Raw genomic sequence first — 23337 nt, 5'->3', positions numbered from 1 at the left:
TTCACTTTCCTGCGGGCAATAAAAAAAGCCCGCAAGATGCGAGCTAAAAATTTTGGGTATTAAAAAACCCGCCGGAGCGAGTTAAAGTTACTGCAACTATATTACTTTTTTGATATCTCTTTTATAACTTCATATAAAAACCAATCTTGAGCAAATTGATTTAGGTCTTGCATTTGTTTAGTTGACACACCTAACCAACCTCCCTGCCAGCTCTCATAAGCGAGCTCTCCATCTAAAAGATGCACATTTTCCGGCATAGTTCTTAAAGTGTAGACTGGATTCTGAAAACTATACTCTTCGCCAAGTTTTTGAAAATAAATACCATTTAGGTAAAATTTATCTTCCCCTCTATAGCTTAAATAAACTTTTTTAAATTCTTTACTCTTTGTTTTTTCAGCAAACTGTAGCAACACTCTGGTAACATCAAGTGTGCTGTTATTCTCAGATATTCCTCTTAAATCATACTTTAGCTCAGCAGGATTAATGAAATATTTATAATGAACCCATACTCTTAATCCAGAGTTTCTATCATCACTCGAAAGAATTCCATTCATGTGTCTTTGGAGTGCAAAATAGTTAATTGTTAGCACGCTTATTACAATAATAATAAGCCCCGTTAGTGTCAGTTTTATACTTTTCACATTAATGCCTTTTTATAGTAACTACAGTTAAATAAATTAAATTTTCTTCTCGGCCTCATTAAATCCGATTGTTTTAAACTTAAACTGTCTTGATCCACTTCTGTAAAAAGGCAACTCCACTGTTATCTCTTTAACTTTTCTTATATTGTTTAGGAATGCTTCTGTATTACCTTTGAAAATCAAAATGGTGCCATCATTCCCAGAAGCATCATACTCCTTGAAGTCAACATTCTGAACTGCTGAGTTTCCAAACTTTATAGCGCCATAGCAACCATAGCTCTTACAATCGTACTGCCCTTTATCGATAGTAAAAAATATTCTAACGTCATTAGTTTTTAAACCTAAAATATCTAACGTAAGGTAGTTTTCCCCATCATAAGGAAAGTCAAGATTCGCAGTATTTTCAGATCTTAGAGCTAGCCACTTACTTGTGCTGCCTCGCATCTCATCGGTATGCACAACTACTTGCCAGGTATTCTGTTCTATCTGAGTAGGTGTAGAATCTGTATCGACGATATTTTTTGTAGAGTCTTTTTGCTTCCCACACCCCGCCAAACCCACCAGCAAAGCCAATAAAATGATTTTTTTCATACCTAATCCTTTGTTATTTTAAATCTGACTTATCAATCTTTAATATAGATTGGTATGAATCATTTAAGTACTCACGCATCCCTTTTAATACTTTCCCTGGCCACCCATCTGATGTCACATCGCCACTAAAACCAATATCTTTAGAGCCTTCGGTAATGATCTTAACCTGGGTTCCATCTTGTACTGGCTTGAAGTAAACACCAGTCAAAATATTCCAGTCATGAGCAGTCATGCCATGCTCACCGATTACCACGCCTTTTGACTTATCGGCAACACGCAAAGAGAAGCCAGCATTTCCAAGTCCAACCTTTGCAGCGTCATAAACTTGATCTGTGTTATACCCTTTAAAGGTCTCCACCTGTTGATACTGCGACCATCCTGTCTTACCTTCTGCGCCATTAAAATCTACATTTGAAGCATCTTGAGGTAGCATTCCAATAGTGGCGCAACCACTTAAAAGCGAAAACCCAATCCCTACTAATAGTAACTTTTTCATGTGAATACCCTTTTTTATAAGTACTCACAAGATACTAATTTCATAGGCAAAAAGAAACCTCCCGAAGGAGGTTAATCTGTGTCTGTTAGATCAATGGATTCATAGAATTTTTTTATCTTATAAACAGCCGGCCTATCTTTGATGGTTTCAACATACACATCCACAATGTAAGCCTTTTTGTACAGTTGCTCTTCACCATGGATCATTTCATATTGAATTTCATCATTATCGAAAAGCGCTCTCACTTCTTTTTTTGAAATACTCTCAATAACCGCCTTATAGCCTTTTCTATTGTCAGCGCGTGTTTGCGCCCAATACAATAATACTTGCTTGTGCAAGCCAACAATAGGCTCATTTATCTTGTCTATTTCTTTGGCTGCTTTATTTTGAATTGCATTCGCCTCCATGCTGTTTATATTTACAGTAATTGTTCCTGTATTATTGGAAGCATCTAACTGCAATACAGCCCCACTATCCTTGGCAACGGGCTCAACAAAGTTTACAACCCTGTTTAGGGTCTTCTTATCAAGATCATTGGGTTTGGGGCCAGTACCTTTTAAGTAGTCGAGGCAAGATTTAAGGTGATTTGTAAAATCTATAACTGTATTGGCATGCTCAGCAAAAGGCATAAGCGCAGGAGCAAGCGCAACCAATTCAGTGATAATTGACCCGGGCCTAATTTCCTTGATGTAAAGCTTAATCTCATCCGACACAAGGTGATTCTGAGAGCTTGCTATGTAGTCCGAGTACTCAGCACCAAGACTTATCATACTTTGTGCGAAATCAACTAACTCAACTGGCTGTCTATTTTTAATATTAACCGTCAACATAGTCTGATCTTCATTGGCATTAATTTCTATTGTACCCACCTACTACCCCTCAAAATAAAAGACATGTTCTTAATGCGACACTATTAGTCGTTGAATATCTTTATAATTGAGCGTCAGTATATGAATAAAAAAATTAATTGTAAAAAGAAACCAACTCACGCTGATTTCTTACTCAACTTCTTATACGCTTCATCAATAAACCGATTATCCAGATCAAAGATGACCGCATTAAAAATATAACGCTCCACTGGTAGCTCATACTGCTCACAATAGGCGTTTAGGTCGGCAATACTCAAGGCTAATGGAGTGCCTTGCTCATATCGACGTGACCGGGCAATGGTGTTGTAAGCTTCGATCAAGGCATTGGCTGTGTATGAATATGCAGGCGGATCGGGCAACTTATGTCCCTGCTTTTCACGCAGCTTTATTTGGTGTTCACTGAGTCCTGCGTACTGGTTGAGGTATCGGTAGAGCTCTCGGACTTTCCCAAGACTTCATCTCGATAACTATTTGCTTCAGTCTGGATCTGGTCAGCTTGTGCCTTTACAAAGGCCCATATTGCCACACCGATATCACCCATATTGAAAAGCTTGGTTGCGTTTTCAGGTGAACATTCCGGTTCAATTTCCTTACCATCTTCCACAAATACCACGCCTTTCCAGTCTGCGACCAGATGGCATGCAGCAGCTTCAAGTAATAGTTCATGATGGAGCTTGTCATTACTACAAGCGGTGGCCACATCAAAGCCTTTTGATGACAACTGATTATGTGCACGTTCAACTGCTACCCGGTAAGCTTTGTAATCAGAGCCACGAATCTTGAACTCAGCTAATACATTCCCTTCGCCATCTTTATACTCTTTCCAGAGTGCGACTTCTTTGCTTTGTTGAATTGCTACTTTTAAAGCCATGTTTTGATCTTCCAAAAGAAAACCGCCCGAAGGCGGCTATGGTTATGCAGCTGAACGTGTAATGGTTGGCGCTACTTTGACCTGCTTAAACTCTAAAGCCAGCGTGTGGTCGTCGGTCGCATTAGTGTCTGACATGCCATCATTGTCGAGCTCCAGTTTAGGGAAATGGAACCCATAAGCATTGCCTTGAGAATCTTCAATGCCAATTTCCGCGTCCATGGTTTTGCGTGACTCAACATAAGGAATCCAAGCTTTGGATTGCTCAGTTAAAACCACCGTTGCACTCAGACCAATATTCACTTTTCCTTCAGTGTAGCGGTTTGGAATAATGCTCTGGTTACCCAGACATGGGCGAGCAGTCAGGTTATTGTTAATCGAAATAGTGAACGATTCAGCACATGCTGTTCCTACCGTACTTACACCATTAATCTTAAATGTATTCACGTTAATAGATGACATGAATGGCGTATCAGGTGCAGCAAGTGGAGCAGTTACAGGGCTTACTGCTGGGTTTGAATAGCCTGTAGCGCTAATTGTAGCTGAACCTGTGATCTTGCCTTCAGTGTCGCCTTGAATGGTGAGTTCGCCAATACGAGCACCTGAGAACACCTGGATAAAGTTTAATTTTTTATCATGCTTCACAATGGTAAAGGTGTCCAATTCAACACCACCAATTTCAAGAGTGGCTACACCAGTAATTGCATCTTCTACAAACACATTACCAGCCGCACCTTCAAATAAAATATCCTGGCTTAATGCTGATAGTTCATATTCAATTGTGCCGGTTGCTTCACCAGAAGTGGCAATCGAGCCCTGATCAAAACGAGAATCTACAATTTCATCAGATTCGGTAAGTGAAACGGTTTTCTTTAACGAGTCAGAGTTTCGACGCAACGTATGCCAGACAGGCACTGCAGGCAAAACATTAGGTGACTCTTCTTTTGCAATGTAGATAACTACATCAGTGCCTTTGGATGACATAGTGCACTCCTTAATTTTAGGCATAAAAAAACCACCTTTCGGTGGCAATAAATTTAGATATTAAAAAAAGCACCCGAAGGTGCATATTTTTATGGCTTGAAATCTATATCGACTGAGGTGCCTGTAACCTCATACTGTTTGGGTTCACCCATCGCAGAAACATCCTGCAAATCAATATAAACCTCACGAATCGGTAAGCTGTTTTCTTGCTGCCATTTAGATACTTCCGCCTGAACTACTGCCGCAATTCGCTGTTCTAATTCTTGTTTCTTTGCTTCGATTTCATGAAGCATCTTTTGGTATTCAGTCATGCTAATTCACCCGGTAAGACACATTCACATTATACTGATAAAAACTCATGGCTGAAGGATCGCCAATCGCTGATGAATGCCCCGCATCTAGAATATCGGCCTGAAGCATCTCTAAATTACCCACTTTATAGAACTGCATGTGTTCAGCCCACTTATCAGCAAGCTTAGATAACTCCAGTGTTCCTGAGTGAAGTGGCGCAAATAATTGGATAAATACAATACCGGGTGTTCGCGTACAAGGTTTATCACCAATACTTGCAATAAAAGTTCCCGCATTTTTTACTGTGACTTTTGCCCAGATCTCTTTCTTTGGTGGCTCAAATGGCTTGCCACCAACTTGTGGATTGTTTGCAATTTGAATATTAGCTTTAGGCATACCAGTGAAAGTGCCGACACGCGCAAGAATAGCTTGTAAGGCCTCAGTATTAGTCATCATCTGTATTTCTCACAAACGTATCGGAATGAAAGCGCGTAAACACCATTGGGTGCCTGCTGACTGTGACCTAACTCAAGAGCCAGACCATATGGGCTCAATGTCTGGACATAGACAAGACCGCCTATTTTTGCTGTAGATGCTATTTGCAGTCCTTCACGTAGTGTTTCATTGCCTGATAGGTCGTAGCCTTTCTCATAAGCATTCTGCGGGCTATCCAGTGTTACCTTATGAGATGCCCGAAATTCACCATCCATGACAGGTGAGCGCACAATGACTTGCTGTAGTGTTTCGCCCACAGTCTTTTTAAGGTGGTCGTCTGCGGCTTTAAGCACATCAAGCGCAAAATTACTTGGTTTGTTTTTCCAGGCCATAAATTCCACCCATTAAAAAAACCCACCGAAGTGGGCTTTAAATTAAATAGGCTTGATAGGTATTAGCTCAAGCCTCCAATCCCCTTCAAACCTTTTATTTAAGAAATTTGCGATTTGATGTTCACGGTTCTTGAATTCAGAACAGGTTAAGATAATTGCGTTTCTTCCACTCGATACGCCATATCTTGTATACCCCTCATTAGCTCATCTCGCTGAAGTGTTATTTGATAAGAAAAGTTTAGCCTTTCCTTCTTTTATTAAGTATTTTCGGCCTCTTACTTTGGGGCACTTGTTAGCTGGTATTTCTACCTGAATTGTGAAACAGCTCATTACAAATACAAGTAAATTATAAATTTAAATAATCTTATAACTCGCCTGCCGACCTATTCCAATGGTCTAAAATTTCCTTAACTGTATAAAATATGTAGCTGCTACTGGATCTGCCCCAATATTCACCACCTTAAAACCACCTCTGCTGGTGGCCCAAACATCACCAATCTGCGGAATGCCTGTCACTTCATTTTGCAGCACGATAGCCTTAGAGTCTGTCACCTGATAGTCAGTAGGCTTGACCATATCCTTTAAATACGAGCCAAATAGAACACCACGACCCGAATATGACTCATCACCCACAACCGGATAAGTCTGCGTCTCAAAATCAAAGTCGCCAGAGTAAATCAGTTTTTCACAATTAAAGGTGTCAACTGCATCACCAAGCTTCTTATCAAAAGCTTTGGCTACCTTGGATTGGATTTTGTTTTTGATCATAGCCTTGGCTCTCTTCAAACATAGCAAATAGGTCTTGAGCAATTGATTGAATGGAATAGGCTTCAAATTCCGTGCTCGGATTACTTTCACCCATCCGCTGTTTGATTCGTTGCCACACGTGTACGGCTTCATGCAGCAGTAATCCATGAATCTCTACAGATGTTCGCTCTGAAGTATCGCCGATCTGCACAATCGCATAAGCATCGTCCTGGTAGAAATCAACCTGAGCAGCGCAACCCATTGATAAGAACTCGTCAGAATCATTCATATCATCAAAGAGCAAATCCATATGAAGCTGATTACGCGCTAAGGTGTATTTGACATGCTGAAATGGTGAGATATACCACTCCGGCACATAGTTGTTGTTGATCATGCTCGAGACACCTCAAACCCAAAGCCCTTTGGTTTTAAATCTAGAGAGCCAATAAAGGCTCGCGCAATTTGCTCGAACTCCGATACTTCAACACTACCCTCAGCAAAACTTTCAGTGATTTGCACTGTGTCAGCCTTTACGCTCTCGCTGGTAGTCTGGCGAGCAATACCGGCATAAATCACACCTGCTTGGATACCTTTAATAATTTCACATGCAGCATCTTTTAAAACAGGATCAATTGGATCGGGAATAAAGCCGACTTCATTCCGCATCCATGTATTTGCTAATTTAATAAGTCGAGCTTTATCACCACCATTGGCAAAGTCTGCCCCAAGGATAGATTCAGCTTCAGATTCAGTGATAAAACTCATGGTTTAGTCCTTTAGCTGTTCCGCTTTAGCAGCTTCTTCGGCAGCCTTGATGGCTTTTAATTCTGCAGCAGTTGGTTTTTTAGCTGCTGCTTTTAGCGCTTTGATTTCTTCGTCAGCTGCCACCAAGGCTTTTTCAGCAATAAGAAGCTTGTCTTTCAGCTCTGAGTTTTCACTCATTAACTTAGTAGCAGCTTGACGCTCTTTATCTAGCTGACCTTTCAGTTCAGCATTTTCAGCAACTACCTTTTCACATTCGGCTTTAGCCTGATCAATACTGGCCTGCAGTTCTGGGGTAATGCCAACTTTAACGTCCAGAGTTAGTGGTTTGGCTTTGGTTAGTTCACGCACCTCAACACCAATAGTCAGCTTTTCATAGTCAGCCTTGATTTCTGGATAATCACCATAAATCACAACAGATTTAGCATTAGTGTTGGGTTTCTCATAGTAATCGGGATTTTGAAAAGATCCCTGCTCATTAATCCCTGAGCTTTTATTTGCATAGATAATTTTCAATTCTTTCTCCCAAAAAGAAAGAGGGCTAATGCCCTCTTGTTATGGTGTTACACCTGACAAATCAAGCAATGTGCCCGCTGTCATTTTATTGCTATTTGCATGCTTAACCCAGTTAGCATCAGCACCTAATAGGGCCAGTGTTGGATTTGCACCTTTAGATGAATCCCATGAGTACCCCAAGACATCTAAATTAAATGCACCTTCTGCACGCATTCCCATTGCCAAGTTTTCTTCATCATTGATGTCGTATGCACGGAAACCCGGTGCCTGTGATTCAGTCACCGTCAATGCGCCTGCCTGCAAGCCGAATGCATCATTGTCACCAACCAGATCAGTAACAAGGACAGGCTTACCTAAAGTTCCCGGCAGGCCACCATAAATCACGATTTCAGATTCACCATAAACCTGATTGGTAAGTGCTTCATCCACAATATCGAAGTACGTGTCAGAGTTCATCACCCACAACGAGATACGCCCAAACTTATCACCAAACTTACGCATACCACGGGTTAGTGCTTTGCGACCATCTACAGCAATACTACCCTTAGCAATCATGTCCGGATTACTGCTAATAGCTGCTTTTAATGCCACCAAGCCATACTGCAAGCGACCTGCAACCAATGCATCTGCTAAGTCATAACCCACAATTTCAGCGAATTCGGCAGGTGAGCGCGCACGGCGTTTAAATGCTTCTTCAGTTGAAGCGTAAGGACCATATTTAAATGGAATTTTTACACCTATTGACTCACCAGCACCGATCTTTTTAGTTGTGACTTTATTAGTTGAATTTACATCACGATGCTCAATGCTACCGCCAACACGATAGAATGAATCTTGCTTAAAATCACCTTGAATGATTTCATTTACATAGCGAATTGCACCATTTGATGCTTCATTGAATACATTCAAGTTGTCCTGCAAGCGTTCTAAATACGCTGTTTGAGCCAACTGATTGTAGATAATCATGTCGCTGTTTACTGTAGTCGTCATTTCGACTCCTTATTTTGAAAGTTTTAAGTACGAATCCTGTCCATGCTGACGGATGTAATCCGCTTTCGCATCGGCACTCATTTCACTACGCTTAAGACCTGTGTTTGAGTTGCCCCCACCCTGAAAACCACCACCTGAACCTTGGCCACCTTTTAAGATTGAATCTTTATGTTGATATCCACCAACCAAAGTTTCTAAAGCTTCATCAAAGTCTGCGATTTCACCTGGGCGAGTACGTGAGTAGATTTTTTGACCATCGGCACCAACCGCCACGACCTTGCCATTTTCGATCTGGAAGTTCTTTCCAAATGTGGCCTGAATCATGTCTACCGGTACGGCGATATTGTCTTGAATGAACTTAGAACGAGCAAAACCACCGCCAATAAGTTCGTTATGCAGTTGGGTTTGGAAAGCATCACGCTCCTGGACAATAGGTGCGTATTTTTCTTCGACTGCCTTAATTGCTTCTAGTTTGATTTTTTCGACTTCGCCAGCATCCACCAGTTTTTTATCGTCGAAATTTTTCAAAGTTTCTAAAGCTTTTTTAGCAGCCACTGGATCTTCGATACCCTCGAAACCCTTAAGCTTTGCTTCCAGTTGCTCTTTGGCTTCCCGATGAGTTTTGGCTTCACCGTTCAAGCGTGAAATCGTTGCAACCGTGTGTGCTGCATCGTGCGGTGCCTCTTTGCCATCGTCGTGAATGTAGATTGGCTTATCACCATCTACTTCTGCATAAGTCTTGCCTTCAATAGTTACTGTTTTAAGTTTCATAAGTCATCCGACCCTATTTCTAAAATGAGCATCCGCTCGTTACGCTGTCCACATCCGCTTTCAGCAGGCATAAAAAAAGACCCGTTTGGGTCTAGGTTTGGATTTGGTTTATTTGCTCTGATTGCTCAACTCAATATCTTTTTGGTGAATCGGGCTTCGCATAGTAGGTATCTTTTTCTTAGGTGGTAACTGGAAGGTCGCGGTCACAATCGTCACTCCATCCACACTACATTCAGTACTAACATTTGACTGTATGCCTATCTCTTGCTTGGTTTCGGCATCTACAAGCACAAATTGATTAGCGTCTTCAATAAGTTTTAATTCAACGTCTTTCATAACCCCAACTCCTTAAACGTTTTAGTATCCAGCGCCCTCAACTCACTTAACGTATACATGCGACCTTGCGGATCCACAAACTTATCAATCGCGTACTCACCTTGTTTGTAGAGCTTATAACGTGATGGACCCAGCCATTCTTGTTGAAAAAAATCATCCGCCTGATCAAAGAACTCTTTAAATGATGTATTAGCATCTAGCTGGCCAATGAGATGCTTGCGCTCACCCTTCGGGATATCCTTTACCTTACGCTCATCCATCACAAATGGGCGTACCCCACTTAAATTCCCGTCAGCATCCACACCGACCAATACAGATCGGCAGTTCGGATGCAAAGGTGGTCGCCTAATGCTTGAATCACCAACCTTCCATACAGTCTGATCTAAGCTTCCGCACGTTTTCGATGTCCTGCCATCCAGGGTGGCTATAAATTTTAAATGAGTAAAACCCAAAGCCTTGTAAGTTTCTTCATAAGCCACATTCGCAACATGACTACGCACTGTTCTGACTTGCCGCTCAATCGAAGAGCGAGATGACTCTAGTAATCCATCCTTATAATCAAGTGACTTCCTACCCTTGATTCGTTGAACAATCTGCTGATTCGTCTGACCTTGCGATATACCATCACGAATGACATATTCCACTTTCTTGCGCAGTGATGCAGCAATGTCAGCAAACAGGTAGTCAACTAACTGACCACCAGCAAAAGGCGTTTTTCTTGCTGTCTTATAAATCTCAGCACCAGCGACTACCACGGAAGCATCACCAGCAAGTTTTGCTGTGTATGCAGCCTCATATATTGCTAGATCCAGGGTGGACTTGTGAAACTTTTCAGACAAATCCATATCAATCGAATTGAACCACTCATCAAGAATGGTTTTAATTTCCTCAATACGTTTTGATGCCTTCGATCTACTGCCAAAATTAAGCGATTTCAGCGCATTTCGTTCTGAATCAGTTAATTCTTCAAGCAACTCAGATAATCGTTGTAACTGAGCATTCGATAGCGAATTAAAACGCCTGACTAACTCATTGACTGATTGTGATGACGCTCGGAATAAATAAGCCTGATGTTGAGTCAACGCATCAATTAAGGCTTTTTGCGCTGACTTATCCATCACTCATCCTCTGTGCCATCTTCACGCTTCTCAATTTTCTTTACTATGTCCTCCCATTTATCTTCTGGGAAGGTACCGGTCTGCTCGTAGTGATACCAAACATACATTGGCAATTCACCTGCAAGACAGGCTTCATAAATCAATTTTGAGCGTGTTGGGTCATATTTCGGTTTATTAAAATCCTGAGCAATCGTAAAGCTCAACTCATCCGTCTTAAAATCATGCTCGGGCATGGCGAACTTTGCACACCAGCGTAGTGCATTAGTGAAAGCCTCAGATACATTGGCCACCACGAGCGATAAAACGGAATGCTGCACCGAGCTTTCATTATCGGCCTGTGTCGCGGTCTTATTTGCAGAGCCAACTTCAATGAGTCGAGCACCAAGCTCTTTCATCTGGTTCCACTTGTCATTCATGCGCTCATAAGCAAGGCCATTCTTTTCAGCTTGAACCATCTTGGCATCTGTCGGGATGCCTGATCGACTACCGACACTGGCACCCGACTCTTTCACCATTGCGTACTGTTCTGGTGTGATGCTTGGGAAGCACAAAGTCGGCTGGCCTACAATAAATGCTGATTCTTCCACATCTGCTGTACTGCAGTAATATGAAAGCTCCATAGAGGCCAGCTCATACAGCGGTGCAGTACCCACTTCATCCGAGTTATCCATTGCGCCACAAAATGAGAAAGGGATGTAATCCCATGGGTTGCCGTGATAGTCAGTCGGAATATACTTCCCGCCTTCCACCCATTCGCCTTTTTCATTTTTAGTGAAAATTTGAACTGTATAGATGTAACCACTACCAGTGTCACTAAGCTCTAAAATTCGGTACTGATCTTTACTCTCAACTGAAAAGCCATTACGAACTTTCACGGTCTCAAGCAGCTTCACAAAGCTCAACTTTTTTTGATTACCAACAATAATGTAATCCCAATCCTTAATTGCACCTGCCCTGATAATATGAATCATCGGAAAAGCACCTTTGGTCCTTTCCTCTGCCTTGCTTCGACTTGGCGCTACGTTTGGAAAATCCACATAGATACCACAGCGGTAATTACGATTGATTAAACGTGTAGCACGTTGAGCGCACTGATAAATAGAACGGCCTGCGCCATCAGCATTGCGCTCTAGATACTCCAATTCATCTGGTCGATTAAAGACAGGTGACTTACCAAAAGCCAGACCAATATGACTCGCTAAAGTTCGACCAGTTACACCCGGGAAGATAGCTCGCTGCAAATACTCTTCATAACGAGCTTTGCCATCAGGATCATTCTTTGAAGTAAATAGCGAAGGCTTGGGTAAGTAAGTTTCACGCTTTTCTTTAATAACTTCCTGACCACCACAAACATCATCCAACTTATTCCAAGTCGTAATGTGCTTATCATAGTCAGCATGTGTTGCTGTAATGCTCATATTAGAATCCAAACATTGGTATATCGATGCGTGTGACCGGTTTAATAATTGGGAATCGCTTAACTAAAGGGTAACCACCAGCATCACCCACATGATCTAGGCCTGATTTTTTATCAGGCATTCCAAAATCGTCATAAACCTGCTGCTCTAGAGTTTCAGTAAAACGTGGGCATTTATTGGTGTTCACAAGTAATGTGCGCTCACCTTCACCATTTAGGATCAAAGCATTCACCGCATTGATGCGATCCTTGATTGCTGGGTTGGTTCCATTCACCTCAACACGAAATCCCTTATCTCTCAGAATCTGATGATCTGATTCACTGCTATTTTTTGAAGATTTTGCTTGGCCAGCTGCATCCGGTATCACAGTCATTTCATGGAACGGAAAGCGTTCGATCAATAGCTGAGCCATAGTAGGCGTATCACGCACACCAACCATTTCATCCAGTGCCAGGGGTCTACCTTCACGAACCACATAAACTACAGCTGCCATTTTCAGGACGTTAAAGTCCATCCCGATGATTAAGGACTCATGAGGCTGAATTTCCTCGTCTGTGTGATTCAGCTTTCGGTCAAAATCAGGGTAAACAGCACCACTGGTCAAGTTTACGAATTGGCCCTTCAGATATGCTGAAATTAACTGTGCTGGATATGACTCATATAGCGAAGAAATATAGTCATCTGGTAAATTCTTTTCATTGTCATAAGTAGAGGCCTGAATCATTCCATATAGTGCACGCTTCGCAGGTGTGGAATTGGCTTCTTTTACAAACTGTTCATAAGTGAATTTGAAGCCTTCTGGTGTGGTTGCAACGTCAATACCATTCATTAAGCCAGCTTGCTTATAGCGCATACGAGCAATGATCTTACGCCATGCCTGCTGGGCCTTATCCTTGTTCATCACATCGAGTTCATCAATCAATGCATGACCAATCTTAAAACCTACAATCGTTTGCGGTTTCTCCATAGATCTACAGATAATTGTGCTTCGATACTGGCGACCGTAGTAAATATCGACTTCTTTGTTGGTCTCATAGATTTTGGTTTTTAAACCCCAGTCAAATGCCACTTCATCAATAGTAGGAAAGAAGATGTCCCGAATCTGCGGATATGTTGGAGCAAAGTAACCAAGCGGTACTTTTGGAAATTCCCATGACTTATCACAAAGGCTCGAACAACCGACCCAAGTTTTACCGCTACCAAACCCAGCAACAAAGGCTCTAAATTTATTCTTTAGCTGCAGAAAGTTCGCCTGCGGAACATTCAGGGTCGGATTGATGTTCGGCATCTGATTTACTCGCATCTACAACTTGGATTGTGACTTTCACTGGTGTTGGATCGTCAGCCCCTTCACCATCGCCATTTTTAATTTTGTCAATTTCAAGCTGCTTTAATTGAACATCTAAAAGTTGAGCATCATGACCTTGCATCTCATCTTTAATTTGCTTGATGATGCCCTGCTTCATGATTCTGTTTTTACCCCAACTGTCATACATCTTCTGAAGCTCACTCAAACGAACAGCTTTATTGGCCAATGGGATGTCGTAAACATTGGATCTAAATTCAGCTCTTGTTTTTTCAAAAAGGTCTTTTAATTTCTTGCTTAGATTTCTACCAGCTACTTTGGTTGGGTCATAAAGCTGTACTTGTTTTCTATTGATTTCAATCCCAAATTCTTGCTTGACAGTATCCGCTACCTGTTGAGGGGTTTCAAAGCAAGCAAGAGACTGAACTATAAAGATTTTTACAGGCTCTTTAAGTGCCGCCATACCCACCCCTTGTCTAGCTACGTCTAGCAAGATAGCCAAAAAAAGAGCCCTTCAGCTCTAACCAATCACACAGTTCCCACAACATGCTGCCATGCTTGCCTCAGATACAAACGGCGCATTCTTCGCAATTTCAATAAGCCGTTTTACAGACTCGTCTGCACCCCATCGTTTAGTCTCACCAAAGAACACTTCAACATCGTGGCCAGCCAAGTAATGCTTAGGCAGTCCGGTCATATCGCTATAAATGATTTCGCCATCTTCATCTCGCTCTACACCGATGTGGTAAAGCTCATGTTCAATCAAACGGCAGAACTCACGATCTGAAGCTTGTTCACAGTAGGTGGCATCAATTGTGATTAAGTATTGAGGTACAAAACCAAACCAGTCCCGCATCTGTTGTTCCTGACGTGCTTTCTTCCATCCACCCTGGTTAAACATGACCTTTTCACATTGACCTAATACCATGCGCTTTTTGGCTACGGCGGCAGATGAAGCCCAGGCGAATGCAAGAAACTCTTCATTGTCGTGAAGTAACTCAGCAATATGGTCATGATCCGGGTTATGTAATTCACCCCCGAGAGTGAGCCAGTTTTTAACGACCCATTCCTTAAGCTCTGGTGCTGGTGCCAAGCGAATGGCTTCCTCTTCCTCGGCCTGATCAATCAGCTCCGTCGGTGGGAATGGTCTGAACTGTTCCATAAGATGCCTTTAAATCTCTTAGCCACTTAGTAGCACGGCCCATGTTGATATCATTGACTTCAAAACGGTGATACCGATAACCCATTTCTTCTGCATGGTCATAACGATCAATACTCCAAGCTTTTGTTGCCAGTTTTCCTTTACGTCCACCAGACCAAGGGCCACCAGCGATTTCAATCAACATTCGATACTCAATCAAATGAAAGTCAAACCGCCAATGCTTGGTGCTTTTAAAATGAAAGTATTCTTCGTATTTAATTTCCATACGATCAAGTATTACCTTGAGTCGATCAAATGCCTCTAAGTATTTCTCACCAGCCTTAGGGAGCGGCCTGGTACGTGGTTTTTTCTTGGGAGGGATCTTATTGGTTAAAACTTTGTAGGCTTTAAGTTCCATATTTCACCCATTAAAAAACCTCCCGGAGGAGGCTTATTTTAAATATCCATCTGTGTAATATTTTTCAACCCGATTTTTCACTTTAGGATCTACATCTTCTTCCAAATAAAAACAGTTACGATATTTTTCCATCAAAATATGTATAAACTTTTGCTTGTCAGGCACTGTATGTTTCAACATGATCTGTGCTGCCACAGTAATCAGGTTATTTGATTGTCGCATCAGCGTTAACAGCATCTCATCATTAAAACCCATCACATCCCTGGTAAATGATTGTTTTCCAGTATGTACTAAAGAGTTCAATTGCTTAAGATGATATTTTTTAAAATCGCATAAATGCTCTATCACTGGTTTGGCTGGCAAATCTGCCTTGCTTAACTTATCCAGCATTTCACTTATCATCGGACAAGTATCACTCTCAAACTGCTCTTCAAATGTATAGCTGAAATTTAATTTTGATACTTGATGATTGGACGCTATAAAAAGCAGCCAGTAAGATCTAACCACTGCTTCAAATTGAGATCGAAAGAGTACCTGCGCTTGTATAGGCAACCCCATAGACAATAAGCTATTTACCCCAATTCCATGCTCAAATGAAATATAAATACATTGTTCAACCAGCTCTAGTCTAGGCCCACAATCCATCACATCACTTTCCATGATTTCTTGCTTTAATTCCCCAATCATTTGAAGTGATGCTTCAAACAGTTTTTCTCTTTGCATTTTAATAATTCAGCTATAACCCCTATTTGATCTTAAATAAGTTCAGGTTGATTATCCACCCAATACCACTTCAAACCATCGGGTATCACGCATATAAAGCCACGCGCAAATTCTTAATACGGCCTTTCAGCTTAATCATGATGCCATCAATCGCTAGCAACTCATTGCGCGTTAATCCGGCCCGACTGAGATTCTGATACTTAGACAGCTCAGCACTGCAAAATTCTAAGTCTTGTTTAGCTTGTACTTTATCTGTCATGGTTCAATCTTCTTTCTGGTTGCTACATATACACCATCTTTAAATACCATTGGCTTACCTTCAATTATGTCGCGCTTAAACCATCCGAAGCACAAGGCGTAACCAATGAAGAGCGACACCACAGCAACTAATAGATAACCCATACCCACCACCAATAAGAAAAGAAAAACCCCACATATTTTATGTAGGGTTTTTGATTGAATTGAAAATTCAATTAAGAAGTTAGTTTTTCAACTTTACATGCTAATTCTTCAAATGTAGTTAAAAAAGAATCTCTACTGGATTTCATTGTATTTAGTGCATGACCAAACTGACCAGACTCTTTAATCTGTTGATCTGTAAGAGAAAAAACTGGTGTTGAATTGTTTTGACTTATTGCTATTAAGGAATTGAAATCTGAAATATAAGCCAGATCAAAAGCCTTCAAATCAGAATCTACCAAGACCTCTTCAACACGTTTTTTTTCAATACAGCAGTTCAACTGCTCTAAAGTTGGAGCCAACTTAGTATTTACTGCATCATGAATTTTTGTAATCCAGCTTTCAAATGATTTAGCTGGTTTACCATACCTTGGACGATAACGCTGCTGAATAGTACCTAAAAACTTTGGAGCATTTTTTATAGGGTAATTTTGATGATTAAAATCATTATCTTCTCTAAATCTAGAAATCTCTCTATGCCATTTTTTTATATTTTTAGATAATGAATCAACGGCCTGCCAACAGAAGAAGTCTGGTGAAGTTGGAACGATAAAATAGTCACTAGCCATCAATATAACTTCATTTAAGCCTCCAACATTCGGGCTTAAATCAAACAACATATATTCGATATCATTTTTTTTAGCTATCAACTTCAATATTTCCGGTAAATTGCCCGGAATATTTTTGGTAGCCGGAATCCCTGAAGCAATTTTCAAAGAAACACTAATTTGGGAATCCAAATCAGAAATATCTAAATGGCCTGGTAAAAGAAATAAGTTCGAATTATGAGTACTCGTTAAATTCCCATTTTCATTTTGAAGAAATAGCCCTGGGTCTTTACCCTCAATAAGGTATTTTACTACTGGCTCTAAGGTCAGATTATTCCGACTCTCATAGAACTCCGTCATTTTGTCATCATTTACAGAGCCAAAGCCTAAAACTAATCCAGTTAAATTACACTGAGAGTCCATATCAACCATCATCACTTTGTGACCAAGGTTTGCTAAACTCCATCCTAAATTGAAAGTAGTGGTAGTTTTACTTACACCACCTTTATGATTAAAAAGACTTATCGATTTCATGACTTACCCCCTATCCTGAATCGTGTAGTCTATATAAAAACAAACGATTGTCACGTACCAAATTGAGTTATATTACTTAATCGCTGCACCCTCTTCAAAATTACAAAAGATTCAAAAGAACCCCCTTCAACACCTAGAATGCGAGGGGGTTTGTTTGCCGTAATCCGTCCGGCGAATTTAAGAAATAAAAAAACCTGCACTTTGGGGGAAATGCAGGTTATAAGCTAAGATTAAGTAAGAAGTGCATAAAATTACTTAATGTTGATTAATTTACTATGGATTACTTTAGTTTTCAACAACTCTTGTTGCATTTCAAACTTATATTCGCAATAGCTCACTCATGCTCAGCTAGATAATGCGACTAGATAAAATCTAGGACAAAAAAACCTGCTTAACTCTCCCGGATTAAGCAGGCTCCACCAATTTTAAAGCTTCTTTTTTTGTTTGCCAGGTGCAAGATATTACTTAAATATTTCACTACGATGACAGGTCAATCCATCTGAGCAATTATCACTCAAGCTTAGTCACACTACGCAGCACGAGTAAGCAAAACAAGAATTAAGGCATATGAATTTCCAGACAAAAAAATACCTCCTTCAAGGAAAGGAGGTAGAGATTGTAAAGAGACTACAGCGCTTAAAAAATTAAACGCAATTCTAAGCCAGTTTGTCTTTTATCCATTGGCAAAATATTACTTTATTAATCCCATTAAAAAAGCCCACCTTTCGATGAGCTTTAATCGCTAGTGAACCTGACTAATCAAGCGCACTATACCTGAAATATGCCATATCCTGTGCGCACGGTCAATAACCATTCAATCTATTTTCAAGCGTTTATCATGGCCGCATAAATAAAACTTGCCGCAGTAGATCATGCTCTTGATTGAGGTTCTACCTAAAGTAAATTCACGCACCATTTGATCAAGCGACATTCCTCTCACATTCTTCTCAATAAACAACTGCACAGCTACCTTTGCTGACGCACAAACCTTTGTCGACTTATTAAAATCAACTATCAACTTCCGCACCTGTTCAGCTTCAAAATCATTAATCTTGCAAATGATCTGGTCCTTACGCGGTGCCACCCCTTTGTTATTTTCAAGAATCAGCCAGTAAATTTGATTTACCCCAAGTGAGTCCGGCTCATTACCCGACTTCATGCGTGAAATCTGGATGTATGCCCCATACTGCTTAAGCCAATCTTCAATACTAAAACGATCCCAGTTCATAATTTCTGTCTTAACCATCGCATTCATCCCCATTCCCTCTTAAATCTTTCGTACGTAAACTGTGAGTTCACCACCACTACGGACTGGCAATCGCTCAACTGTTAATTTTTCTACCTGTTTATCATCAAGAATCAGCCCACATTTCGAGAGTGAATCAAAGATAGGCTTCACTATGTTGTCTATGTCTCTTATTTTCGCGTCAGGTGGCGCAAATTGAATGTCTACCCGCACCTTCCCATCATACCCACACGGATTTATAAATCGTTTCATAACAGCGTTAAAATGCTTTGCCCGAAGGCTTAACCGATTTGTCTTGTTTGCACCCCTGATCCAATAATTGTTTACAGATGGTGGGGTGATTTCTATCTGGCAGTACAGCAAATCACCTTCAAATACATTTTCGTTTGCATGCCCTTTGATTAAGTGAGCCGGAACCTTTGGTGCTGGATCTGGGTTCCGCTTTTTCTCCGGCTTAGCTTTTGGGCTAAGCAAGGATCTGTATTGGGCTGCGGTCATGCGGTTAGTCATTGGCACCTCGCAGGGATTTAGGCTCATGGTCACCAAAGAACTCTTTGTTTTCGTATCTGTCGTTATTGCAGTTACAACAATGCAGGAGGTTAAAACCCTCCCTATCACTGACAATCGATTGCCAAGGCTCACCGCATTTGCAAGTACCATGAAGCATTGCCGCTAAAGATTGACCCTTCCAAGTTTTAAGCTGACCCTGCAACTCCTCACACTCCTTCTTCTTCTCGATATAACAAGCCTCCATGTTGTTGAGCTGGGCCTTGAGGCGGTCATTTTCCTCTTTCAATGGTTTAACCACATTTTCAAAGTAAGTGCCCAACTCAATTGCTTGAAGCCATTCTTTGGTGCGCTCATCCAATACACTGCTTAATCGATCAATTTCAGCCTGTTGGGATCGCTGACCCAACCTAAAAGCCTCAGCTCTTGTGCAGCTTGGTGAATGCTGGTTGTCCTTTAAGTATTTAATGAATTCACTCATGCTCAACCACCTTCATATTCGGACTAATGTGATTACGGATGTCGGTCACGTAGTCGGCCCCATCATCAAACACAGATTGAATTCGCTCTCGGGCCTTGCTGAAATCCCCGACCAGCATTGCGCTACCTTCGATTTTTTCTTGACTTAGCACTGCATAAGAAGCCAATTCTTCCGCTTCGCTGCGGCCGTAATAGTGGTGATCAATTTCAGATTTAATATCGGAAAGCAGCTCAAGTTGATCTAAGATGTACTCATTGCCATCATGGTAAATAGACTTAATCCAACCCTTTTCCCCATCATGTACAAGCAATGCCCCACCAAACCACCAGTAATATAAAACCTCGCCTGGACTGCAAACCGAATCCATATCACGCCACATTTCCGATCCTTCCGGCGCCCCATCCACAATCTGCCTACACTTCTCTAACCCAAGTTTTTCAATTAAGTTCATCCCTGCACTCCAAATAGCTGTTTGGTTTTTTCCGTAGCCACATACAGTCTGGTGCAATGGTTACACCTAAAAGTCAGGTATCCAGCCTGGACCAGTCCTTTTAATTTCTGATTTAATGCTGTCCGGGTTTTGTCATATACATGCTCTTCAAGTTCTGCTGATGTGACTTCATGTTTTGAAAAAGCCACGTACACCAGGATGTCTTTGATTTCTTCGAAGCGCTGAATTGTGGGTGTGTTCATGCGGCACCCCCATAAATATCACCAGCAAGCCTAATTACACGCAAGTCCTCTGATTTAAACCCACCGCGCTCCATCCCGTACTTTTTAGCGTATTCCCTGCGCTCATTGATTGTTATTAATGGACTCCGAGTTGATATCTCATAAAGGTAAGCGCATATCCCGCCTTCACCTGTGTAATCGAAGTGAGCGATATGAAGAGTGTTTTTGCTGTACGACGGGATTCCAGTAACTTTCATCAAGTCACCCTTTCTCCCAACATATCCAGGTAGGGAAAAATCACCACCACCATCAAAAATATCTTTGGTTAGATAAACAAGTTGGCCAACTTTAAAATCAGTATTAGTTAAACCGCCCTTACTCACACCCCCCCCTGCGCTTTGTTCAATCAACTGTTTTGCAAGGTCAAATACTTTCTTTGCCGTGCTTAAGTCTGGTTTGTTTCTCCACACCCATGAGTAACTACCATCTACAAATTCAGCATCACCATCTGCATACACATCAAAAATATAACTATGCAATTCATCAAATGCTGGCTTGCAATCCCATTCAGGTTCTAAACCGCCACATTGCCACCAGAATTCCCAAACCCCATCTTCATACCCAAAGAATCGCCCTTCATAATGTCCTGGGTCTAACTGCATCAAAAGGCGCATTGCTGTTCGATTATTCTTTTTAATCTGACGTTCCTTCACACCCCACCCCCTGCGCTTTGCATCTCTTTCATTGCGCTATACATAGCCATTGGAAACGTCATCCCACTTGACTGAAGCTCTTTGATTTTCCCCTCCAGCCAAGCTTTTTGCTCAGGTGATTGCTCAGGTAGTATTGATTTAGGCTTAGGTGCTGCCTTGGATGTAGCAATCATTTTTGGCGGCACATACCACTCTTGCTGACGACCTTGCATCTGTGCTTTAGCCAGATAGGTTTCATAGATCGATTTAAACTGCTTGAAAGCCTCTTTCATGCTTCCCTGCTCAACCAACCAATAAACCGAATCCCATGCTTTTTTGGTCAGAGTAGTAATCTTGTCTTTCTGCATCAGAAACTCTTCCAGCTTCATGCGAGATAGTTCAGCAACGCGATGAGAACTCATGTTTGAGTAATCACAAGCACGCTGCCATGCCTCTGTTGCTGTCCACCAGCTGCCAGACATGCACCAAGTTTTGAAATCAGAAAGTGTTGGGCAGAAATCACCTGATCCAGCTTTCGCATTCAGCTGCGCCATGCCCTTTTGAAATTGTTCATCACTCAACATTGCTAAAGCACCGTTGATGATATTCAGAATGCGATTCAGGTCAGTCATGCCGTTAAATTGGCTAATGAACTTGTGTCCATACATCACTTGCATGATGTCGTAGTATTCGCGTGCCTTGTCTAAGGCGATCCCGTTATGCACGACCCATCTCCTCAATCAGTAATGGCTTTTTTGGTTCACCAACATCAATCACCTGTCCTTGCTGTTGATCCAACTGCATACGTTGTTCAGCGAGAATCTGGGCTGTGGTTTTGGTGATAGATTGGCTTGGTGGTTTCAGTGGTGTTTCTTGTTGGCGCTTAATCCACTCAAATGCTTTACCAAGAATCTGGTTTTTCACCATTTGTTGTTTATGTGAATAAGCATCCTGAAGTTGAATCAGCAAAACATTCAAATCGTGTTGAGAGATATTCTTTAAACCTGCCATTGATAAACGAGTGTTCACATCAGAAAGAGAGAGATCGAAACGAGGATCTCGGTTTTCTGTATTCAGGTTTAAGGAATCAGAGTTAAGGGAATCAGGAATCAGGTTAAGGGAATCAGCAGGATCGGTTTCGTTTTGATCGTGAGCAGTTCCGTTTTTATCGCGATTATTCTCGATATTTTCTAAACCATTGTTTTGAATTGAATTAATACCATCAACATCATCGCGTAATTCAATATCAGGAATATCGGAGCCTTTCTCTTTTTCATTCTTGTGTGGATTTTGGTGCTTATTGAAATTGAGCACTTTTCCATAGGTTTGACCTTGTACCGAATATATCGAGATAAATCGCGATTTATCTAGAGCACTCATGAGCTGCTCGATATCACAATCGTCATAAGGCAGGAGTTGAACCTTAAGGCGCTTAGGCTTGTACTCAAAACAACCTTTGTAGTCAGCAATAGTCCACAGACCAATGAATAATAAGCGTGCCAGTGGTGGCAATTCAGAAAGCTCATCATTGGTGAAGAATGCTGGTTTGATGTTTCTTGCTCTAGCCATTTAGGATCTCCTCCATTGCTTCACGGAATTGAGTCCAGTTTTTAACTTCCTTGGCTAAATCTTTCAGCTCCTCAACGTCAAATCCTTGCTCAATAGCTGTAGTCAGCCAAGCTAATGATTTCTGATAATCAACATAGCTGATCCTGTTTTTAAGAATTCCACGGATATAACAAGCTGATTTTTCAGCCTCATCTTTTCTGTTAAAGTTGGCTACTTTGGGGATATTGTTGAACATCGCGCTTGCATCTTGAGCGCCATCTTTAGTGGTCACAATCTTTAGATCATCAATTGCTTGTAGCAATTCAGATAGTTCAAAGCGTTTAAACCATGTGGAAATTTCCTTCATGCCTATTTCATTAACTTTTGCTGGATATATTTTCTCTTCAATATATTGAGCGACCGACTGAACAACCTCATCATCAAAGCCCTTTAGCTCTTCTCGCCAGTCAAGCATCATCTTTAATTGTTTTCTTCGCTCATCTAGCTCCTCAAGCATTTTTCTCTGCTTTTTAATAATCGTGTTATCAGTTAGAAGGCGGTTGCTTTTACCTGAATTACAATCAACACATGACGTAACTAAATTTAAAATATCGTTATCGCCGCCTTTGCTTACCGGATTAATGTGATCAACATGAAGAACTACTTCTGGAGCAGCCTTGCCGCAGTATTGGCATTTAAATTGATCTCGCTTAAAAACTTCAAAACGTAATTTGTCGCCCATAGCTTTACGCTTTGGTTTTTCAGTTTTTTGTGCTAAATTTGATTTCATATTTAAAATTCTCTCTAAGTATTTTGAATACAAAAGCCTGATCCACG

The 23337-nt window shown here is 41.2% G+C and carries 35 protein-coding genes; all 35 read right to left on the bottom strand.

Features of this window, described 5'->3' with window-relative positions; all coding sequences use genetic code 11:
• Positions 1-101: 101 nt before the first annotated feature.
• The 35 genes from E2K74_RS03025 to E2K74_RS02855 all read right to left on the bottom strand — a co-directional run bounded on the left by E2K74_RS03025 (position 102) and on the right by E2K74_RS02855 (position 23290).
• Positions 102-641, bottom strand: a complete 540-nt coding sequence (locus E2K74_RS03025) for a hypothetical protein (protein WP_151206226.1) — start codon at positions 639-641, stop codon at positions 102-104.
• Between the two features lie 36 nt (positions 642-677).
• Positions 678-1232 carry a hypothetical protein gene (locus E2K74_RS03020; RefSeq protein ID WP_151206225.1) on the bottom strand — a complete coding sequence of 185 codons (555 nt, stop codon included), beginning with the start codon at positions 1230-1232 and terminating at the stop codon, positions 678-680.
• 13 nt (positions 1233-1245) lie between these two features.
• Complete coding sequence (locus tag E2K74_RS03015) at positions 1246-1728, bottom strand: hypothetical protein (protein ID WP_151206224.1); 483 nt, start codon at positions 1726-1728, stop codon at positions 1246-1248.
• 71 nt (positions 1729-1799) lie between these two features.
• Positions 1800-2597, bottom strand: a complete 798-nt coding sequence (locus E2K74_RS03010; protein WP_151206223.1) for a hypothetical protein — start codon at positions 2595-2597, stop codon at positions 1800-1802.
• Between the two features lie 116 nt (positions 2598-2713).
• Complete coding sequence (locus E2K74_RS03005) at positions 2714-2980, bottom strand: hypothetical protein (protein ID WP_151206222.1); 267 nt, start codon at positions 2978-2980, stop codon at positions 2714-2716.
• 2 nt (positions 2981-2982) lie between these two features.
• The gene (locus tag E2K74_RS03000; RefSeq protein ID WP_151206221.1) at positions 2983-3468 is read right to left on the bottom strand and encodes a hypothetical protein; all 486 of its coding nucleotides are present in this window, start codon (positions 3466-3468) and stop codon (positions 2983-2985) included.
• A 42-nt stretch (positions 3469-3510) separates the two neighbouring features.
• The gene (locus E2K74_RS02995; protein WP_151206220.1) at positions 3511-4449 is read right to left on the bottom strand and encodes a phage tail tube protein; all 939 of its coding nucleotides are present in this window, start codon (positions 4447-4449) and stop codon (positions 3511-3513) included.
• A gap of 89 nt (positions 4450-4538) precedes the next feature.
• Positions 4539-4760, bottom strand: a complete 222-nt coding sequence (locus E2K74_RS02990) for a hypothetical protein (RefSeq protein WP_151206219.1) — start codon at positions 4758-4760, stop codon at positions 4539-4541.
• Between the two features lies 1 nt (position 4761).
• Complete coding sequence (locus E2K74_RS02985; protein WP_151206218.1) at positions 4762-5196, bottom strand: phage tail terminator-like protein; 435 nt, start codon at positions 5194-5196, stop codon at positions 4762-4764.
• Complete coding sequence (locus E2K74_RS02980) at positions 5193-5567, bottom strand: hypothetical protein (RefSeq protein WP_151206217.1); 375 nt, start codon at positions 5565-5567, stop codon at positions 5193-5195. The genes E2K74_RS02985 and E2K74_RS02980 overlap by 4 nt, the downstream gene beginning before the upstream one ends.
• Positions 5568-5963: 396 nt before the next feature.
• On the bottom strand, positions 5964-6332 hold the full coding sequence (locus E2K74_RS02970) for a glutamate 5-kinase (RefSeq protein ID WP_151206374.1): 369 nt from the start codon (positions 6330-6332) through the stop codon (positions 5964-5966).
• Positions 6292-6708, bottom strand: coding sequence for a hypothetical protein (locus tag E2K74_RS02965; RefSeq protein WP_151206216.1), 417 nt, complete (start codon positions 6706-6708; stop codon positions 6292-6294). The genes E2K74_RS02970 and E2K74_RS02965 overlap by 41 nt, the downstream gene beginning before the upstream one ends.
• Entirely contained in the window at positions 6705-7079 is a 375-nt protein-coding gene (locus tag E2K74_RS02960; RefSeq protein ID WP_151206215.1) for a hypothetical protein, read from the bottom strand. The genes E2K74_RS02965 and E2K74_RS02960 overlap by 4 nt, the downstream gene beginning before the upstream one ends.
• A gap of 3 nt (positions 7080-7082) precedes the next feature.
• Positions 7083-7592, bottom strand: a complete 510-nt coding sequence (locus E2K74_RS02955; protein WP_151206214.1) for a HeH/LEM domain protein — start codon at positions 7590-7592, stop codon at positions 7083-7085.
• 39 nt (positions 7593-7631) lie between these two features.
• Positions 7632-8582, bottom strand: coding sequence for a major capsid protein (locus E2K74_RS02950; RefSeq protein WP_151206213.1), 951 nt, complete (start codon positions 8580-8582; stop codon positions 7632-7634).
• A 9-nt stretch (positions 8583-8591) separates the two neighbouring features.
• A complete protein-coding gene (locus tag E2K74_RS02945; RefSeq protein ID WP_151206212.1) occupies positions 8592-9353 on the bottom strand; it encodes a DUF6651 domain-containing protein in 762 nt (253 codons plus the stop codon).
• 108 nt (positions 9354-9461) lie between these two features.
• Positions 9462-9689 (bottom strand): hypothetical protein, encoded by a 228-nt coding sequence (locus E2K74_RS02940; RefSeq protein WP_151206211.1) that lies wholly within the window; start codon positions 9687-9689, stop codon positions 9462-9464.
• Positions 9686-10807, bottom strand: a complete 1122-nt coding sequence (locus E2K74_RS02935) for a minor capsid protein (RefSeq protein ID WP_171480669.1) — start codon at positions 10805-10807, stop codon at positions 9686-9688. The genes E2K74_RS02940 and E2K74_RS02935 overlap by 4 nt, the downstream gene beginning before the upstream one ends.
• Positions 10807-12225 (bottom strand): DUF4055 domain-containing protein, encoded by a 1419-nt coding sequence (locus E2K74_RS02930; protein ID WP_151206209.1) that lies wholly within the window; start codon positions 12223-12225, stop codon positions 10807-10809. Before E2K74_RS02930 ends, E2K74_RS02935 begins: the two co-directional genes overlap by 1 nt.
• Before the next feature lies 1 nt (position 12226).
• The gene (locus tag E2K74_RS02925; RefSeq protein ID WP_151206208.1) at positions 12227-13513 is read right to left on the bottom strand and encodes a terminase large subunit domain-containing protein; all 1287 of its coding nucleotides are present in this window, start codon (positions 13511-13513) and stop codon (positions 12227-12229) included.
• A complete protein-coding gene (locus E2K74_RS02920) occupies positions 13452-13994 on the bottom strand; it encodes a DUF2280 domain-containing protein (RefSeq protein ID WP_151206207.1) in 543 nt (180 codons plus the stop codon). Before E2K74_RS02920 ends, E2K74_RS02925 begins: the two co-directional genes overlap by 62 nt.
• 57 nt (positions 13995-14051) lie before the next feature.
• A complete protein-coding gene (locus E2K74_RS02915) occupies positions 14052-14693 on the bottom strand; it encodes a putative metallopeptidase (protein WP_151206206.1) in 642 nt (213 codons plus the stop codon).
• Positions 14653-15090, bottom strand: coding sequence for a hypothetical protein (locus E2K74_RS02910; RefSeq protein WP_151206205.1), 438 nt, complete (start codon positions 15088-15090; stop codon positions 14653-14655). Before E2K74_RS02910 ends, E2K74_RS02915 begins: the two co-directional genes overlap by 41 nt.
• Before the next feature lie 33 nt (positions 15091-15123).
• Positions 15124-15813, bottom strand: a complete 690-nt coding sequence (locus E2K74_RS14745; RefSeq protein ID WP_171480670.1) for a DUF6988 family protein — start codon at positions 15811-15813, stop codon at positions 15124-15126.
• An 85-nt stretch (positions 15814-15898) separates the two neighbouring features.
• A complete protein-coding gene (locus E2K74_RS14675; protein WP_162850561.1) occupies positions 15899-16072 on the bottom strand; it encodes a hypothetical protein in 174 nt (57 codons plus the stop codon).
• A gap of 214 nt (positions 16073-16286) precedes the next feature.
• Complete coding sequence (locus tag E2K74_RS02900) at positions 16287-17354, bottom strand: ParA family protein (protein WP_151206204.1); 1068 nt, start codon at positions 17352-17354, stop codon at positions 16287-16289.
• 814 nt (positions 17355-18168) lie between these two features.
• Positions 18169-18609 carry a hypothetical protein gene (locus E2K74_RS02895; RefSeq protein ID WP_151206203.1) on the bottom strand — a complete coding sequence of 147 codons (441 nt, stop codon included), beginning with the start codon at positions 18607-18609 and terminating at the stop codon, positions 18169-18171.
• 12 nt (positions 18610-18621) lie between these two features.
• Complete coding sequence (locus E2K74_RS02890) at positions 18622-19098, bottom strand: RusA family crossover junction endodeoxyribonuclease (RefSeq protein WP_227547996.1); 477 nt, start codon at positions 19096-19098, stop codon at positions 18622-18624.
• A 4-nt stretch (positions 19099-19102) separates the two neighbouring features.
• Entirely contained in the window at positions 19103-19588 is a 486-nt protein-coding gene (locus E2K74_RS14630; RefSeq protein ID WP_151206201.1) for a hypothetical protein, read from the bottom strand.
• Positions 19581-20039: a hypothetical protein gene (locus E2K74_RS02880; RefSeq protein WP_151206200.1), complete on the bottom strand. Its 459-nt coding sequence runs from the start codon at positions 20037-20039 to the stop codon at positions 19581-19583. The genes E2K74_RS14630 and E2K74_RS02880 overlap by 8 nt, the downstream gene beginning before the upstream one ends.
• A complete protein-coding gene (locus tag E2K74_RS02875; RefSeq protein WP_151206199.1) occupies positions 20036-20281 on the bottom strand; it encodes a hypothetical protein in 246 nt (81 codons plus the stop codon). Before E2K74_RS02875 ends, E2K74_RS02880 begins: the two co-directional genes overlap by 4 nt.
• The gene (locus E2K74_RS02870; RefSeq protein ID WP_151206198.1) at positions 20278-20973 is read right to left on the bottom strand and encodes a hypothetical protein; all 696 of its coding nucleotides are present in this window, start codon (positions 20971-20973) and stop codon (positions 20278-20280) included. Before E2K74_RS02870 ends, E2K74_RS02875 begins: the two co-directional genes overlap by 4 nt.
• Positions 20970-21677 carry a hypothetical protein gene (locus E2K74_RS02865; RefSeq protein WP_151206197.1) on the bottom strand — a complete coding sequence of 236 codons (708 nt, stop codon included), beginning with the start codon at positions 21675-21677 and terminating at the stop codon, positions 20970-20972. Before E2K74_RS02865 ends, E2K74_RS02870 begins: the two co-directional genes overlap by 4 nt.
• Complete coding sequence (locus tag E2K74_RS02860; RefSeq protein ID WP_151206196.1) at positions 21670-22521, bottom strand: hypothetical protein; 852 nt, start codon at positions 22519-22521, stop codon at positions 21670-21672. Before E2K74_RS02860 ends, E2K74_RS02865 begins: the two co-directional genes overlap by 8 nt.
• On the bottom strand, positions 22514-23290 hold the full coding sequence (locus E2K74_RS02855) for an HNH endonuclease (RefSeq protein WP_201798530.1): 777 nt from the start codon (positions 23288-23290) through the stop codon (positions 22514-22516). Before E2K74_RS02855 ends, E2K74_RS02860 begins: the two co-directional genes overlap by 8 nt.
• Between the last annotated feature and the right edge of the window lie 47 nt (positions 23291-23337).

Origin of the sequence: Acinetobacter sp. RF15B (assembly GCF_007558235.1) — a bacterium.
Classification (GTDB): Bacteria; Pseudomonadota; Gammaproteobacteria; order Pseudomonadales; family Moraxellaceae; genus Acinetobacter; species Acinetobacter lwoffii_C.
Note: the sequence above shows the minus strand (reverse complement) of the source record. Positions and strands in the feature narration are given on the sequence as shown.

What these genes read in the sequence shown, in the direction of transcription:
- E2K74_RS03020 (WP_151206225.1), bottom strand. Translation starts at nt 1,232, where the DNA reads ATGAAAAAAATCATTTTATTGGCTTTGCTGGTGGGTTTGGCGGGGTGT.
- E2K74_RS03015 (WP_151206224.1), bottom strand. Translation starts at nt 1,728, where the DNA reads ATGAAAAAGTTACTATTAGTAGGGATTGGGTTTTCGCTTTTAAGTGGT.
- E2K74_RS03000 (WP_151206221.1), bottom strand. Translation starts at nt 3,468, where the DNA reads ATGGCTTTAAAAGTAGCAATTCAACAAAGCAAAGAAGTCGCACTCTGG.
- E2K74_RS02995 (WP_151206220.1), bottom strand. Translation starts at nt 4,449, where the DNA reads ATGTCATCCAAAGGCACTGATGTAGTTATCTACATTGCAAAAGAAGAG.
- E2K74_RS02990 (WP_151206219.1), bottom strand. Translation starts at nt 4,760, where the DNA reads ATGACTGAATACCAAAAGATGCTTCATGAAATCGAAGCAAAGAAACAA.
- E2K74_RS02985 (WP_151206218.1), bottom strand. Translation starts at nt 5,196, where the DNA reads ATGATGACTAATACTGAGGCCTTACAAGCTATTCTTGCGCGTGTCGGC.
- E2K74_RS02980 (WP_151206217.1), bottom strand. Translation starts at nt 5,567, where the DNA reads ATGGCCTGGAAAAACAAACCAAGTAATTTTGCGCTTGATGTGCTTAAA.
- E2K74_RS02965 (WP_151206216.1), bottom strand. Translation starts at nt 6,708, where the DNA reads ATGATCAACAACAACTATGTGCCGGAGTGGTATATCTCACCATTTCAG.
- E2K74_RS02960 (WP_151206215.1), bottom strand. Translation starts at nt 7,079, where the DNA reads ATGAGTTTTATCACTGAATCTGAAGCTGAATCTATCCTTGGGGCAGAC.
- E2K74_RS02950 (WP_151206213.1), bottom strand. Translation starts at nt 8,582, where the DNA reads ATGACGACTACAGTAAACAGCGACATGATTATCTACAATCAGTTGGCT.
- E2K74_RS02945 (WP_151206212.1), bottom strand. Translation starts at nt 9,353, where the DNA reads ATGAAACTTAAAACAGTAACTATTGAAGGCAAGACTTATGCAGAAGTA.
- E2K74_RS02940 (WP_151206211.1), bottom strand. Translation starts at nt 9,689, where the DNA reads ATGAAAGACGTTGAATTAAAACTTATTGAAGACGCTAATCAATTTGTG.
- E2K74_RS02935 (WP_171480669.1), bottom strand. Translation starts at nt 10,807, where the DNA reads ATGGATAAGTCAGCGCAAAAAGCCTTAATTGATGCGTTGACTCAACAT.
- E2K74_RS02930 (WP_151206209.1), bottom strand. Translation starts at nt 12,225, where the DNA reads ATGAGCATTACAGCAACACATGCTGACTATGATAAGCACATTACGACT.
- E2K74_RS02925 (WP_151206208.1), bottom strand. Translation starts at nt 13,513, where the DNA reads ATGCCGAACATCAATCCGACCCTGAATGTTCCGCAGGCGAACTTTCTG.
- E2K74_RS02920 (WP_151206207.1), bottom strand. Translation starts at nt 13,994, where the DNA reads ATGGCGGCACTTAAAGAGCCTGTAAAAATCTTTATAGTTCAGTCTCTT.
- E2K74_RS02915 (WP_151206206.1), bottom strand. Translation starts at nt 14,693, where the DNA reads ATGGAACAGTTCAGACCATTCCCACCGACGGAGCTGATTGATCAGGCC.
- E2K74_RS02910 (WP_151206205.1), bottom strand. Translation starts at nt 15,090, where the DNA reads ATGGAACTTAAAGCCTACAAAGTTTTAACCAATAAGATCCCTCCCAAG.
- E2K74_RS14745 (WP_171480670.1), bottom strand. Translation starts at nt 15,813, where the DNA reads ATGCAAAGAGAAAAACTGTTTGAAGCATCACTTCAAATGATTGGGGAA.
- E2K74_RS14675 (WP_162850561.1), bottom strand. Translation starts at nt 16,072, where the DNA reads ATGACAGATAAAGTACAAGCTAAACAAGACTTAGAATTTTGCAGTGCT.
- E2K74_RS02900 (WP_151206204.1), bottom strand. Translation starts at nt 17,354, where the DNA reads ATGAAATCGATAAGTCTTTTTAATCATAAAGGTGGTGTAAGTAAAACT.
- E2K74_RS02895 (WP_151206203.1), bottom strand. Translation starts at nt 18,609, where the DNA reads ATGAATGCGATGGTTAAGACAGAAATTATGAACTGGGATCGTTTTAGT.
- E2K74_RS02890 (WP_227547996.1), bottom strand. Translation starts at nt 19,098, where the DNA reads ATGACCGCAGCCCAATACAGATCCTTGCTTAGCCCAAAAGCTAAGCCG.
- E2K74_RS14630 (WP_151206201.1), bottom strand. Translation starts at nt 19,588, where the DNA reads ATGAGTGAATTCATTAAATACTTAAAGGACAACCAGCATTCACCAAGC.
- E2K74_RS02880 (WP_151206200.1), bottom strand. Translation starts at nt 20,039, where the DNA reads ATGAACTTAATTGAAAAACTTGGGTTAGAGAAGTGTAGGCAGATTGTG.
- E2K74_RS02875 (WP_151206199.1), bottom strand. Translation starts at nt 20,281, where the DNA reads ATGAACACACCCACAATTCAGCGCTTCGAAGAAATCAAAGACATCCTG.
- E2K74_RS02860 (WP_151206196.1), bottom strand. Translation starts at nt 22,521, where the DNA reads ATGGCTAGAGCAAGAAACATCAAACCAGCATTCTTCACCAATGATGAG.
- E2K74_RS02855 (WP_201798530.1), bottom strand. Translation starts at nt 23,290, where the DNA reads ATGAAATCAAATTTAGCACAAAAAACTGAAAAACCAAAGCGTAAAGCT.